General features: G+C 30.0%; 14 protein-coding genes. 7 read left to right on the top strand and 7 right to left on the bottom strand.

Annotation, left to right across the window (positions count from 1 at the left end):
* Positions 1-70: 70 nt before the first annotated feature.
* The 4 genes from ACX6CF_RS25135 to ACX6CF_RS25120 all read left to right on the top strand — a co-directional run bounded on the left by ACX6CF_RS25135 (position 71) and on the right by ACX6CF_RS25120 (position 4,652).
* Positions 71-1,846 carry a methyl-accepting chemotaxis protein gene (locus ACX6CF_RS25135; RefSeq protein WP_458788133.1) on the top strand — a complete coding sequence of 592 codons (1,776 nt, stop codon included), beginning with the start codon at positions 71-73 and terminating at the stop codon, positions 1,844-1,846.
* A gap of 284 nt (positions 1,847-2,130) precedes the next feature.
* On the top strand, positions 2,131-2,718 hold the full coding sequence (locus ACX6CF_RS25130; RefSeq protein ID WP_458788132.1) for a flavin reductase family protein: 588 nt from the start codon (positions 2,131-2,133) through the stop codon (positions 2,716-2,718).
* A gap of 31 nt (positions 2,719-2,749) precedes the next feature.
* Entirely contained in the window at positions 2,750-3,532 is a 783-nt protein-coding gene (locus ACX6CF_RS25125) for an ABC transporter substrate-binding protein (RefSeq protein ID WP_458788131.1), read from the top strand.
* A 358-nt stretch (positions 3,533-3,890) separates the two neighbouring features.
* Complete coding sequence (locus tag ACX6CF_RS25120) at positions 3,891-4,652, top strand: hypothetical protein (protein ID WP_458788130.1); 762 nt, start codon at positions 3,891-3,893, stop codon at positions 4,650-4,652.
* Between the two features lie 119 nt (positions 4,653-4,771).
* On the opposite strand, the gene ACX6CF_RS25115 is transcribed toward ACX6CF_RS25120, so the two are convergent.
* The 5 genes from ACX6CF_RS25115 to ACX6CF_RS25095 all read right to left on the bottom strand — a co-directional run bounded on the left by ACX6CF_RS25115 (position 4,772) and on the right by ACX6CF_RS25095 (position 10,835).
* Positions 4,772-6,163: a carbon starvation CstA family protein gene (locus ACX6CF_RS25115; protein WP_458788129.1), complete on the bottom strand. Its 1,392-nt coding sequence runs from the start codon at positions 6,161-6,163 to the stop codon at positions 4,772-4,774.
* A 162-nt stretch (positions 6,164-6,325) separates the two neighbouring features.
* Entirely contained in the window at positions 6,326-7,078 is a 753-nt protein-coding gene (locus ACX6CF_RS25110) for a LytR/AlgR family response regulator transcription factor (protein ID WP_458788128.1), read from the bottom strand.
* Complete coding sequence (locus tag ACX6CF_RS25105; protein ID WP_458788127.1) at positions 7,071-8,759, bottom strand: LytS/YhcK type 5TM receptor domain-containing protein; 1,689 nt, start codon at positions 8,757-8,759, stop codon at positions 7,071-7,073. The genes ACX6CF_RS25110 and ACX6CF_RS25105 overlap by 8 nt, the downstream gene beginning before the upstream one ends.
* 90 nt (positions 8,760-8,849) lie before the next feature.
* On the bottom strand, positions 8,850-9,581 hold the full coding sequence (locus ACX6CF_RS25100) for a helix-turn-helix domain-containing protein (protein ID WP_458788126.1): 732 nt from the start codon (positions 9,579-9,581) through the stop codon (positions 8,850-8,852).
* 24 nt (positions 9,582-9,605) lie between these two features.
* Positions 9,606-10,835, bottom strand: coding sequence for an MFS transporter (locus tag ACX6CF_RS25095; protein WP_458788125.1), 1,230 nt, complete (start codon positions 10,833-10,835; stop codon positions 9,606-9,608).
* A gap of 175 nt (positions 10,836-11,010) precedes the next feature.
* Between ACX6CF_RS25095 and ACX6CF_RS25090 the strand changes: the two genes are divergently transcribed.
* The 3 genes from ACX6CF_RS25090 (at position 11,011) to ACX6CF_RS25080 (ending at position 13,376) form a co-directional block, all read left to right on the top strand.
* Complete coding sequence (locus tag ACX6CF_RS25090) at positions 11,011-11,739, top strand: carboxypeptidase-like regulatory domain-containing protein (protein ID WP_458788124.1); 729 nt, start codon at positions 11,011-11,013, stop codon at positions 11,737-11,739.
* 10 nt (positions 11,740-11,749) lie between these two features.
* The gene (locus ACX6CF_RS25085) at positions 11,750-12,604 is read left to right on the top strand and encodes an MSCRAMM family protein (RefSeq protein WP_458788123.1); all 855 of its coding nucleotides are present in this window, start codon (positions 11,750-11,752) and stop codon (positions 12,602-12,604) included.
* A gap of 115 nt (positions 12,605-12,719) precedes the next feature.
* Positions 12,720-13,376 (top strand): ABC transporter ATP-binding protein, encoded by a 657-nt coding sequence (locus tag ACX6CF_RS25080; RefSeq protein WP_458788122.1) that lies wholly within the window; start codon positions 12,720-12,722, stop codon positions 13,374-13,376.
* Positions 13,377-13,477: 101 nt separating this feature from the next.
* Here the strand turns inward: ACX6CF_RS25080 and lepB are convergent, their stop codons facing one another.
* Entirely contained in the window at positions 13,478-14,068 is a 591-nt protein-coding gene (lepB, locus tag ACX6CF_RS25075) for a signal peptidase I (protein ID WP_458788121.1), read from the bottom strand.
* Between the two features lie 47 nt (positions 14,069-14,115).
* Positions 14,116-14,871 (bottom strand): glutamate racemase, encoded by a 756-nt coding sequence (gene murI / locus ACX6CF_RS25070; protein WP_458788120.1) that lies wholly within the window; start codon positions 14,869-14,871, stop codon positions 14,116-14,118.
* Positions 14,872-15,564: the final 693 nt, after the last annotated feature.

Here is a 15,564-nt window from a genome sequence, read left to right as displayed (position 1 = left end):
AAAATATAACAACAAATGATATAATGCACCTTATCTAAATAATTTGCATTTTTATAACGGAGGTAGTAACATGCATTGGTTCAAGAATTTAAAAATCGCAACAAAAATTTTAACAGGGTTCCTATTAGTTTCTTTCATTACTGGTATTGTAGGATTTGTTGGTTATCGTTCAATGGATCTTATAATGGATGATCAATACGAGATTGCCGACGTACGTCTACCTAGTGTAGAATCTCTATTAGTCATCAATGAAGCTCACACAGCTATCATTGCAGGAGAACGTGCATTAATTAATAATGACTTATCTAACACCAAATTCAGAAATGATCAATATGCTTATATTGAAAGTGCTTATGATAGATCTGACAAAGCATGGGAAGTATACTCAGCACTCCCACAGACAGAAGATGAAGCTGTCAATTGGGAAAGACTTACAACAGAATGGAATAAGTGGAAAGAACTAAATGAACAAATAATAGACTTATCCAGACAAAAAGATAAGCTTATAGCATCAGGATTATCAATTACTGATGATAAAATAGCAGAAATAGACCACCGATCAAGACAAGTCTCATTAAACAATAGAGATTTATTCATAAAAGTTGATAGTATGCTTGATGAGATTATTGCACTTAACATGGAAGTGGCTGATAAAGCTAATGATAAAGGGATAGAGACATACGCCACGGCTAAATTAATAGTACTTGGAGTAATTATTTTAGGAGTAGTAGTAGCAATCACTCTAGGTATTTTTATATCAAGAGGAATCAGAAAACCTATTAGAAAATCTATAAACATGTTGAAAGATATATCAGAAGGTGAAGGTGACTTGACCAAACGACTTAATATATCTACTAAGGATGAATTAGGCGAATTAGCAAAATACTTCAATTTATTTGTTGATAAAATACATGATCTTATATCACAAGTAAAACTTAATGCGGATAATCTTGCGGTATCATCCAATGAGATTTCATTAGGAATGGAACATTCTAACCAAGGTATGGAAGAGATATCTAATGGTATAGCTAGTGTATCTGATAGTTCACAGAATAATGCTAGTGTAATCGAGGAAGCAACCGCAAGTATTGAAGAATTGGCAAGCACTGCTGATATGGTCTCCCAAGAAGTTAAAAACACTTTTGAAGACAGTAATTCTGCTTTAAAATTTGCTAATCAAGGCGCTGATAATATTCAAGAAGTTGTTAATGCCAATAATAAAGTAAAGATATCCACTAATGAAGTATATGAAGCAATTGTTAACTTAAAAGCTTCCTCAGATAAAATCGGAGAAATAGTTACTCTAATTACTAATATTTCTGAACAGACTAACCTACTTGCATTAAATGCCGCTATAGAAGCAGCAAGAGCTGGTGAACATGGTAAAGGATTTGCTGTAGTTGCAGATGAAGTAAGAACTCTTGCAGAAGAAAGTAAAGAATCAGCACTAAGTATAAGTAGCTTGATCGGTGAAATTCAAATAAAAGCTGATAATGCTAGTTCAGCAATTTCTCAAGGACAAGAATTAGTAGAAGTAAGTGTTGAAAAATCTAATATCATACATGACCATTTTCAGAATATATTAGGTTCTATCAAGAACATCAATGATAAGATTGAAATGATATCCGATTCATCTAATCAACAATCTTTAGTAGCTGAAGAAATGACAAAAGCAATGGATCAAATGTCATCATCCATTCAAGAAGACGCAAGTTCCGTACAACAGATTAACAGTGTCATTGAAGAACAAGCAAGTTCATTCGAAGAGATTGGCGCTAGTATTGAAGAACAGAAAAATGTTGCATATACATTAAAAGCAAAAACAGACAAATTTAAAGTAGAATAAAATTCCACTAATGTAATTACATTCTAAGGGCTGTCTATTAATAGACAGCCCTTAATCTATATAGTCAACTCACCTCTGATTATAGTTAATAAAACCTATACTCTATCTTTATTATATTAATTATATTTATTAAAATAATTAATTACTAAATATAATGATAATAATAATTATTATCATTTACACCTCTGTACTAATTTGTTATAATTTATTACACATAAAATCAAACTAATAATACAACTTTTTATAATTGCTATATAAAAATATATATGAAAGGTGGTAATTAAATGATACTTAAACCGCAAAAAAGAGAACAGATTTTTCCATTACCTGTAGCTTTTATCTCTACCTTGGACAAAAATGGTATTGCTAATATAGGAGCTTGGTCAAACATTACTCCTATTTGTAAACCCCTTGATAAAATTGTTTTTGCTTCTTTACTTAATAGAGATACTCTATCCAACGTACGAGAGACAAAGGAATTTGTTGTAAGTATTCCTACTAGTGATATGCTTGAAGAAGTTATGATAACCTCTAAGAATTTTCCTCATGAGGTAGATGAATTTATTGAAGCAGATTTAAAGGCTCACCAATCTTACAAAGTAAAAGTACCTGGTGTTGATGGATGTTTAGCGTGGGCTGAGTGTACATTAGTTGAAGAAATCTTGAGAGAAAATTTTTCTTTAATAATCGGGAAGGTTGTAACCCTAGAGGTAAATGATGATTACTTCAACGAATCAGGAACAATGGATCTTGAACTTGCTCACCCTCTTACTGTGATGCTCGGCGACAAAAGTATGCAGTACACAATTCCTATAAAACATGGAAGAAGTGCCGATTACTCAGAAATGTTTATTAAAAAAACTTTGAGTTAACTACTCTTCTGGATGGGGCGCAGATAAATCAATGACAGCTCTAATATCAAATAACGCAGACATAGCTTTCATGGGACCAGAAGCATCTATATATGTTTTTAATGAAGGTAAAGAGGACTATGTAATCAACTTTGCTCAACTTACCCAGCGTGCTGGAAACTTTTTAATAGGAAGAACTGAAGAAGAATTCAAAATGGAAAATCTAAAAGGCAAGACAATAATTGGCGGTCGACCAGGTGGAATGCCTCAGATGGTTCTAGAATACATACTGAAAAAGAACAATATCAAGCCATTTGAAGATGTAGAGATAATTACTAATATTGATTTTACTGCTACCGGCGGCTCATTTATTGGAGGAACCGGAGATTATACAACAGAATTCGAACCAGCTGCTTCAAAAATCGAGAACGAAGGTAAAGGTCATGTAGTCGCATCTCTAGGAATTGAAAGCGGGTTAGTTCCTTATACTGCATACATGGCTGAAAAAAGCTATATAAAAGCAAATCCAGAAACTATACAAAAATTTATTAATGCTATCTATAAGAGCCAACTCTGGGTTGATGAACATACTCCTGAAGAAATTGCTGAAATTATTAAGCCACAATTCAAAGATACTGATATGGAATTACTTATTCAGATTGTACAAAGATATAAAGACCAAGATACTTGGAGAAAAGACCCCTATTTTGAAAAAGCAGGTCTTGACCTACTTCAAAACATTCTTGATTCAGCTGGTGAATTAGATAAAAGAGTAGAATATGATAATATCGTTACAACAGAGTTTGCTGAAGAGGCAATTAAAAATATTGAGTAATTACGGCCACCCGTATATGAACGGGTGGTTTTCATTTGACTAATATAATAAATTTGGCATAATTTAACAAATAATTATGCATAATAATAAATCTATTCAAAATAATCCCAATAAAAAATTTACAAGTTTTTTTACCTATATATATTTTTTTGTATGTTATTACATCTATAACATATATATTAATGTTTTCACAAATTAAGCATGGTATATGTTACTAATTGGTATTACATTTCTCTATTTTCTATATTGTTATAATTAATTATATTAATGTAATTTTTATTCATTTTATATATTGACATTCTTTTTAAGATAAACTATAATACTTTTTGGTTAAAATAAAATTTTCAGGAGGAATTATATGAAATTATTTAAAAATTCATTATGTTTTATGATATGTTTTATCATAACTGCTACCACTATTTTAATTACAGGCGCTACTAACGTACAAGCATCAGAAGATCCAGTTCAATTATGTCATGCAAGATACCATATTTTTTCAGCTGACGGTTCAACAGGTCATTATGAAGGAAACATTGCAGTTAAAAATTCAGACCCTAATAAAAAAGTAACTGTTCATTATTGTTATCAATATAATCAAGACAATTGGCAAGACGTATCCGCAAAATATGTTGAAACAACTTCAGACGGATACGAAATCTGGCATTTTGAAACACCTTGTAATTATTATTCTCCTTGTATTTTTGCTGTAAAATGCGAAACAAATGGTCAGACTTATTGGGATAATAACAATGGAAGCAATTATACCGTAACAAGGGATGTTGTTTTAGCTAAAGATTCAATATTATCTTTGTCCAGTCACTATGAAGCTAATCAAACCTATGATAGAATCGAATCAATTAATGGATATATTGCATTAAAGAATTTATCATCAGAAAAAAGTGTGAGAGTTAGAATTACTGAAGATAATTGGCAGACTTATACAGATATTGATGCTGACTATCATTCTTCTCAAGAAAATAGTAATATAGAGTATTGGCATTATGATTATAAAACAAAGACTACTCCAAAAAATGTACAATTCGCTGTATACTATGAAGTAGATGGAGTTACATACTGGGATAACAATGGTGGTTCAAATTATTTTCTAGGTTTCAGATAAAGTAAACCTAATATAATAATCACTTAATATTGTACAAAAGTATAAAATAAGAGCTGTCTCCTAATAAAATGCCCTTCAAACAAGGTCCATTTTATTATGGAAACAGCTATTTTAATTATTTATAATTGTCTTTGCTTATTCGCTTTGAATATGAATAATGTGATAGATGCTAAAGCTGCTATTATACCTACTGGATATCCAATGGAAGTTGAAAGTTTTAATCCTTCTGGAGCAATTATTATATAAGTTGTAATTACTGCTGTCATAAATGTTGCTGGCAAAGTACATATCCAATGGAATCGTTTTTCTTTTACTAAAAAGCTTGCCGCAGCCCATAACATAATTGTAGCAAGTGTTTGATTTGACCAAGCAAAATATCTCCATATGATACCAAAATCAACAAAACATAAAACTACACCTATAACAAACAAAGGAATTGCAATTAAAAATCTATTTTTAAATTTATCTTGTTTCAGACTAATAGCATCTGCAATAGCTAGTCTTGCACTTCTAAAGGCTGTATCACCTGATGTGATAGGACATGCAACAACTCCAAGTAATGCTAATGCTCCACCTGCTGTACCGAGTAAGGATACAGATATTGTAGTTACAACAACGCCTGCTGTACCAGCTTCAGATAATGCCTGTGTATTACCAAAGAATGCTATCGCTGCTGCTGCCCATATTAAGGCTACTATACCTTCGGCTATCATTGCACCGTAGAATATCTTTCTTCCCTCTTTTTCATTTGTAATACATCTTGCCATAATAGGTGATTGTGTAGCATGGAATCCACTAATAGCACCACAAGCAATAGTAATAAATAGAAATGGAAAGATTGCTTTACCTGATGGATGTAAGTTAGTAAGCTGTATCTCTGGTATAGAATACCCATTAACAAATATACCTATCATTATACCAATACCCATAATTATTAATGCCGCACCAAATATAGGATAAATCTTTGCTATAATCTTATCAACTGGTAATACCGTTGCACATAGGTAATATACTATAATTAATCCAACCCAAACCATTTTGTTAATCCCAGTTAGATTCTCTAATATACTCGCAGGTCCATTAACAAAAACCACACCAACTAATAGTAGTAATACTACCGAAAATACACGCATAGCATTTTTTGCTGAAGTTCCTAAATATCTACCTACTATTTCAGCTACAGTTTCTCCGTTGTGTCTAACAGATAACATACCTGCAAAATAATCATGTGTAGCACCTGCAAAAATACATCCAAGTACAATCCATAAAAATGCTACAGGCCCCCATAAAGCTCCTGCTACCGCACCAAATATAGGTCCTAATCCTGCAATATTCAGAAATTGTACTAAAAATGCTTTTTTCCAGCCTATTGGTACGTAATCCACCCCATCTTTCATTGTTACAGCTGGAGTTTTTCTGTTTTCGTCCATTCCAAATATTTTTTCTACAAATTTGCCATAAAAAACATAACCTAAGATCAAAGCAACTATAGATAATAAAAATGATATCATTTAAAATGCCTCCCTATGTATAATAATATACAATTATTATACCTGATATCATTCATTATTGTGCACTTTACCGTTAAATGCACTTTTTTAGAACTTAAACGGTTATTATTTAACTATAAACGGTAAAAAGCATAATCATTATACCTTTGACTATACTTTGATTTATAAATCAAACATTTTTTTAAATTCGCAAGATTGTCTTCTACTGATTGGTATTTCTTTTTTACAATTTTTAAATTTCACTGCATAAGTCTTATTAAACCAAGGTATGATTTCTTTTATTTTCTCTAGATTAATCAAATAGCTTCTATGGCATCTAAAAAAATTGTAATCCTGAAATGTTTTTTCTAATTTACATAATGTATCAGCTGTATAATAGGATTCATTTTCCGTAACTATATAAGTCTCACTGTTTTCAACATAACAGAATAATAATTCATCAGGATCCATTAATATGATCCTCTCTCCTTTCCATACAGGAAGTTTTTTTAGCTTTATTTTGTGAGATTCAATTACTTTTTCAATATTTTCACTATCCTGTTTATGATTATTATCAACTCTATCTTTTATTTTTAATACAGTTATCTCAAGTCTTTCATCATCCAATGGTTTAAGGATATAATCTACTGCATTTATTTCAAAAGCTTTTATAGCATATTCGTTATACGCTGTTGCAAATACTACGTTGATATCTAGATTCAAATTAATTATTTGCTGTGCAAGCATAAATCCATCCATTTCTGGCATAGAAATATCTATGAAAACTACTTCTACTGGATGTATTCTAATGAATTCAAGAGCTTGTATTGGGTCGTCAAATTTTCCTATTACATCTAATTCATCATATTTTGATAATATATAACTTAGTTCATCTATTGCTGGTTGTTCATCATCTACTATAATTACTCTAATCATGTTTTTCACCCCTTATAGGTATTTCCATAATCATTGTAGTTCCTTCCCCCTCTTTGCTCTTTATTTCTATGCTTGTATTGTAGATACTCTTTAATCTATTATTAACATTATTAATACCTATACCTTGTTTTTTATTATCATCAAATAATCTTTCAATCTGTTCATTAATCATTCCAACTCCGTTATCAGAAACAGTTATTACTACATATTCTTCTTTCTGCTTGATACTTATAACAATCTTACCTCCTGCTTTTTTTGCCATTAGTCCATGCTTTACTGCATTCTCTACTATTGGTTGAATTAAAAGAGGTGGTATTTTACACTGTATACCTTCTTCTATGTCATATTCTACTTTTAACCGTTCTGGAAATCTTGCCTGTTCTATTGTTAAATAAGACTCTACATATAATATCTCCTCTTTAAGGCTAATGAAATCACCTGTTGTTTTAAAATTATTTCTTAGATAATAACTTAATTTCAGTAATAGTTCTCTGGCTTTTTCAGGATCGGTTCTACAAAAATAAACGATAGTATTTAGAGTATTAAATAGAAAATGAGGTTGTATTTGTGCTTGTAAAGCTTTCAGTTCTGCTTTATTGAGTAATTGCTTTTGATAATCTATTTCGCTCAGTTCCAGTTGAGTAGAAAATAATTGACCTAATCCCGTTGCTAATTCTTTATCAGAGAGACTAATACTATTCTCATGTGTCTTATATAATTTTAATGTTCCAATTACATTATTGTTTATTGTCAGAGGTACAACTATTACTCCTTTTAATTTGCAGTTCTTATTAGAACACTCAATATCCTTTTTTTCTTGAGCCATGATATACTGTTTTTCTTTTATAGCTCTTTTTGTTATTTCTGTATATATTGGAGCACCCTTCATATGATGGTCACTGCCAATTCCTATAAAAGCTAGTATAGATTCTCTATCAGTTAATGAAACAGCACTTACTTTAACCTCTTTGTAGATTAATTCTGCTACCTTCTGTGCCGAATATTCATTTAATCCTTGCCTAAGGTATGTTAAAGTTTTTGATGCAATACGCAAAGCTAATTGAGCTTTTGCCGTTCCAGCTTTCTCGTACTCATCATATATCTGTTCTATTAATACTAAAAATACACCTGTTCCCATTGAATTAATAAATGTCATAGGTATAAAAATAATTTTCACCAAATGAAGAGCTTCACTATATGGTTTAGCTATGAGTAAAATAATTATCATTTGTAAACTTTCAATAAATGCCGCAACTATTATTCCCGAAACCCATTTTCTTGGTCTATCTTCTATAAACCTTTTTGCAAATCCTGCTAGTACTCCTCCTAATATAGTTGATATACCACAAGCTATAGCAGTAAATTGACCTATAGGAATTAGCATCCTATGAATACCAGCAATCAATCCTGCGCCTATTCCAACAAAAGGTCCACCAAATAACCCTGCAATAATTACTCCAATAGAACGTGAATTAGCAAGGGCTCCACTAACAGGAAAACCAAAGTATGTCCCTAAAATTCCAACACCACCAAATACCAGAGAAAAGAACACCTTATCATATATTGTTAATTCCTTTTTCAACAAGAACTTCTTAACTAATTCAGATTTTGATAATATGAATGCACCTAATATAATTACCCCAAGTTTTTCAAACAAATTTTTTATTAATTCTAGTAACATGATGTCTCCTTCCATTAAGAAAGTAAAATAAATAAAGAATCAATGTATTACTATTATTATCTTATAATTTTGAGAATAAATCCAAGAATTTCAAAATACCAACTCGCTTATTTTTGTACTTGTTTCCTTCATAGCTTCAATCACATCATCTACATTATCTTCCAGATGCTGTTTGAACGTTCCTGCTCCCAATACAGCAATAGGCTTGGATTCACCAGCATATAATGGTACTCCTATACGTAGTATATTCTTATTAACGAACCCATTATCAAGAACATATCCATTCTCCAAGAAATGTGATTTTAATTGATTCATATGTTCTAATATATTATTATTCTTGTTTACATATATTTCTTCTATACGTTTTCGCTCTTCTTCTTCCAGATGAACGATATATGGTAAAGCCCATGTAATTGACTCTTCATAATAGCGACATGTATCAACACTCATCATTGTAATATTATCTTTATGAGCTTGCTTTGTTAAAACGATAAACTGATCGTTGGAATATCCTATAAGCAATAAACTGATACCGTACCTATTACTTAAATCAACTAAATATTTCTTAGCTACTTCCTTAAGAAAATGCCATCTATTACTCTTTTCTGCCAAACTAAAAAATTTTAATCCTATTATATATTTGTTATTCAAGTTCTTCTGTATATAGTCAAGATGACGTAATGTATGCAGATATCGGTTCAAGCTACTTACGTTATAACCAGTCATTGATTGAAGTTGATTAAAACTTACTTGTTCTTCCTTTGCTATTATTTCTAATAATTTTAGCCCTTTTTCTAAAGCTGGTGCTGGTGTTAAGGACATTTTATCACCGTACCTTTCTATGTATTATAAATCTTTCTTGATTATGTAAATAAGAGCAATCAAATATAATATACCTGCTATACCAAACAGTATCTGAAAAATATCTAAAGAAAATATTTTCCATGATGGATCGATTACTCTAATGATTATTGTACTTATGTTAGTACTAACAAAAGAAAATACTGCTGTTATAGCCGCATTAACTGCCATATATGAAAGTCTATGTTCATGATCCGTTAATTTTAAATTAACATTGAATTTAGCTATATTAAATCCTATCATAAATATACCATTTAATAAGATAAATAAAAAGTAAATTATATGACAATCTACAGAAATAAATAACCATAAAAAATGAGTTGCCATAAAACATAATCCTGTATACTTAAGAATCTTCTTGAACCCATAACGGTCAACACCCGCTCCCCAGAACTTTGCAAGAAGCAATTTAATAACCGCAGTAAAACTGGAAACAAAAGCTATAAAACCATAAGAAAGCTTAATATATTTAATTGCATATATATTAAAAAATGGTCTGCCGAAATTCCAAGCGAACATCCATAATAATGAAAATATGATAAATTGTCTGTATTTAGGGTCTTTTAGCGGCAGAGTCAATGTCTGTTTCAATGATAGTTTACCCTTAGTAATTAAAGGATAATCTTCTAACCTAGTAATAATAAATATTTCCCCAACTGCAAATATAATACTTACAATAAATATTATCATAAATAAACTAGTAGTATGTACATAAGTATCTAGAACCCTACCAACACATAGTGGCATAAGTATTCCAACACCATTACCTATCAAGTTACGTGTAGAATAATATCTCCCTTTTCTATCTATAGGTATTATTCTATCATTCCAAGCTAAGAATGTTCCTCCCATCAATGATGTGAAAGACATGGAAGTAAATATAATAAATAGTAGAATTATGAATCGTGAACTTTCTAAAAAAGGTAGTAACATTATTAAATAAAATATGACAAACCGTAAAGTTCTTGTAATTAACACCATCTTCTTTGGACTTTTAAATTTTTCATATATCAATGGTGAAAACACTTGAAATATATTAGTTAAAGCTATGAATCCTAGAATATAACCCATTTCATAATCAGCTAATCCTAAAAAAATCATGAAACTAGTTAATACTAGATTCCCTGGCATAGCTATTGATTCAATGACATTTCGCAGTGCAATACATATTAAAAATACATTTTTCTGTTTGATATCCAGCTTAAATTTTTTCATATATCCACCTTTACTTTTATATATAATAGTTCTACTATTATATATGATATCACATCACAAAAAATACTTCTACCACAAATTAATTTTAAATTAGACAACCTGTCACTTTTATTTTCAAATGAACATATATTATTATAGATAGATATTGTTTGAAATAAGTAAAGGAGACATTATTTTGCGAATTACAGATATTTATGAACTTAAGGAAAGTAAAATTTTTAATTTATCTCCTTCTCAGCAAAAAAGAATAGATTTGAAATTAGATAAAATATGTATACCAAAAACTTTGTTGACTGGAACAATAAAATATAGAGACATGCCAATTGAAAATGCTACTATTCAAGTATTGAATAGTAACACTAAACCATTATACTGTACACAAAGTAATAAATATGGAATATATAGCTTTAAAAATATATTAGCTCCGGGGAAATATCAATTAATTGCTACTAAAGATCGTTTTTTGACATCTCCTATTAAAAAAGTGAAGATATATCCCAATACTAGAAAACGATTAAATTTTAATTTATATAAAAATCCTATTACTAGAAAAGTATTACTTTATGGTACCATTTATAATAACTACAATAATAGATGTATCCCTAATGCAAAAATCACTCTAACACTAGAAGATAAACCTAATAAAATTATCGCAACAACTTGTTCCAATAAGAGCGGTCAATATTTAATATATAATATTCCATCTAGTAATTTTATAATAACAGTTTCTCATCCTAAGTATAAACCTAAAACAATATGCAGACCTTTAAAAAACATCAGTAAACTTAACTTTAAGCTAAATAAAATTAGAGAAAATGTTAAATTCAATTTTAACTTGATAATTAGAGAGTATGATGATGAAATTGTTTTCTATGAAATAAAATCCAAATTTAGAAAGAGGTGAAAGTGAAATTATGACTAGTTATGATAAATATCAAATTGCTCACAGTGATGAGATAATTTCTGAAGGTGCACAAGAAAACCATATTGATATTTCATTAATAGAAAATGCCAATATAAATGTTGGAGTTATAACAGGAACAGTATTAACCTCAGCTGGCGTACCAGTTTCTAATGCTACTGTTAAACTAACCACTGCAGATCTTAAAGATTATATTCATGCTACTACCAATGTTGTTGGTAAGTTTACTCTAACATCTATTCCAATAGGTTCTTATTTAATTTCAGCTACTAAAGAAGATTATACATTATCAAATCCAATTTCAATAACAGTTAGAAAAAACAAAAAAACCGATATTGATATTATCATTGATTTTGATCCTGATTCTAATAAAAATATAATTTTCGGAATAATTAAATCAGATATTGCTCCTATAGAAAGTGCATTTGTTCAACTATATAAAGTTGAAGGAACTGAAGAAATATATATGGGTATGTCAGTGACAAATGAATCTGGACAATATCTTTTTATCAATCTTGATGATGGTAATTATCTTACAAAAGTAACTAAAATAGGATATTTTGATGCTCAATCTCAACCAACAGCTATTGCTGGAAAAGAGTATTTACCAGTAGATGTATTGCTCATACCTGATACATCTAACAATGGGATAATATTCGGTACTATAAATGATAGTGATACTAAAGAACCAATCAATAATGCAGTTGTTGCACTTTATTCTATTGAAGATAATATTGAAACCCTAATACAAATAACTAAAACTAATTTAGATGGTAAATATCTATTTGGCAATATCCCATCAGGTAAATATAGAGTAAAATCTACAGTTCAAGCTTACGAAGAATAACACATATTAAAATGGTATTGTATCTAAAAGTTCAATGCCATTTGATATTTTATCTTACACAAAACAATATATATTTTAATACAATATAGTATATGAAAATAAGTTGGAGGTACATATGTCTCCTTTAGTAAAAATTCAAAATCTATCGTATACGTATCACACACCAAAAGGTGAAACAAAGACCTTAGAAAATATTAACCTTATGATTAATAAAGGAGAATTTATTAGTATTGTAGGTCCTAGTGGTTGTGGGAAATCCACGCTATTATCGCTTATATCTGGTCTGATACAGCCTTCAATCGGAGAAGTTGTCCTAGATAAGTCTTTGATAAATAATGATTCCCATTACATTGGATATATGCTTCAGAAAGATCATCTTTTTGAATGGAGAACAGTGTATAGAAATGTATTGCTTGGATTGGAAATTAATAACAAACAATCTAAAGAGAGTCTTGAATATATAAATGGATTACTTAAGCAATATGGTTTATATGATTTCAAGAATTATAAACCATCTCAACTTTCAGGAGGAATGAGGCAAAAAGCGGCTCTTATCAGAACTCTAGCATTAAAGCCTGAAATATTATTATTAGATGAACCTTTTGCAGCGCTTGATTACCAAACAAGATTATCTGCTGGAGATGAAATCGGTACTATCTTAAAAGAAGAAAATAAAACAGCTTTATTGGTAACTCATGATATAGCAGATGCTATATGTAATAAAAAGTTACTATATATATTGATTGAAAATATCTATACCCCATTTCAATAAGTTCAATATATTTCCCTTGATTTTATAAGCTGAATAGAACTAAACAATTGCTGGCTCTATAGCAATTATTTAATTCAACTTATATAATAAAACCAATATTATTAAAATGCTCTTATCTTATTAATGGGCCATAGTCTTAGAACTACTTTTCCTTCAATCTTATCTTTATCTATGCATCCAAAATTTCTACTGTCACAGCTATATTCTCTGTTATCTCCAAGAACAAATAATTGTCCTTCGGGAACCTCTAAAGGAAATCCTATATTCCTACTATCTGTCATTCCTTTTGTATAGGATTCGTCTAACTGCTGCTCATTAACAAATACTTTGCCGTCTCTTATGTCAATTATATCTCCTGATAATCCTATTACTCTTTTCACATATCTCATCCTAGGATCATTTCGCTTGAATTTTCCTAGAGTATCTTCAATACAGATACCTATCGGATTCCCCCAAAAACCTTCTGGTCTTTCTTGTAAGAATACAATGATATCTCCTAGGTTAGGTTCTGTAAAAATATATGATATTTTCTCAGCAAATAAAAAATCATTTTCCATTAAAGTAGTTTCCATAGAATGTTGTTGAACCTTAGTTGATGCTAATGCGTAACTCTGAATGACTACTACACTAACAATAACTATAACTGCAAATACAATGATATCTTTTACTTCTTTTAATATTTTTTTACCCATTTATTTTACTCCAATCTTTATCTTAATAAGTTACTGTATACTATACTCTATAGTTTGTTAAGATATTTTTTTAGAATACTGTTGTCCTCATCTTTAATACCAGAATAATAAAATGTCAACTTGTTATCACCACTGCCATAAGAACTATTATTTTCATCTAAAATATTTTTCAGATGCTTTATAGTACCTATATTGCCATCCAATATTTTTACATGTTCAGGTAAAATTTCTCTAAAATAACTTTTATAAAATGGAAAATGTGTACACCCAAGTACAATTGAACCATATTTATTCCAATCAAATGGTTCCAATTGTTTTTTTAGATAAGGTACAATTTCATCTTCTTCAAATATAAAATTCTCAGCATATTCTATTAGTTTTGGAAGTGCTAACGAATCAACCCTTGATTCATTATCAACCCTCTCCACCAACTTCTGATATTTCTCCTCTTTCAGAGTCAAATCAGTTGCTGTCACGAGAACTCTCATGTTCTTATCATGTTCTACTGCGTATTTCACAGCAGGTTCCATTCCAATTATAGGAATATCATAGATTTTCCTTAATTCTTTGACTGCTATGCTAGTCGCTGTATTACATGCTATAACTAAAACATCAATATCCTCAGATATGAGAAATTCAACCACATTATATATGTATTTTTTCACTACTTCCTTTGGTTTAATACCATAAGGAGCATTACTTGAATCTGCATAATATATGTATTCTTCATTTGGCAGCATTTTAAGTGCTTCATTTAAAACTGTTATTCCACCTATCCCTGAATCAAAAAAACCAATTTTCAATAATATCACCTTATATCTCTTACTCAACATCAATGTAATAATAGTTCAAAACTCCATATAGCTAGAGTAATTATACCATGTAGTGTATAAAATATGAATGAAAATTTATTATAATTATATTCTATTTCTTTATTTACCTAATTATTAATAAACATATATTTTTCAAATCATATTTTCATTTCTACTTTTATTAATTATATACCATTTAATTAATAGCTTCAACTAGAAAAGATTTTTGAGAATTGAATCGTAATGCAAGTCAGTCAGAAAGAGTTTTTTGTTCTGACGTGGTTATTGCAAAACACTTTTTCTTCTACATAGCATGACTATGGGCTATTTCAAATTCAATGTAAAGACTTCATATTAGTGGTATCATCCGCAAATAATATCTTCCTAATATTTCACATTTGGCTATCGGCTTTCGTAAGGTCTTATAGGTGATACTATCCCTTTCCGCTAAACGTCCATGTTTAGAGGAAAGGCGCTTAGCCGTCCTGGCACGCTTACCGTATCACCTATAAGACCTTACTTTGGTATTGACGTTGAAATATTAAGAAAATATCATTTACTACTTTCGTACCAAGATTTAATGTGCAGAATTAGCTAGTCTTAATATTAAAATCTTAGATATCTAATTTACTTAAAATACCCGTAGCCCCTTACACCGCTCTAGTGGATGTATAGGTATAGGAA

This window comes from Vallitalea sediminicola, assembly GCF_054408565.1.
This window is presented reverse-complemented; position numbering and strand designations above follow the sequence as displayed.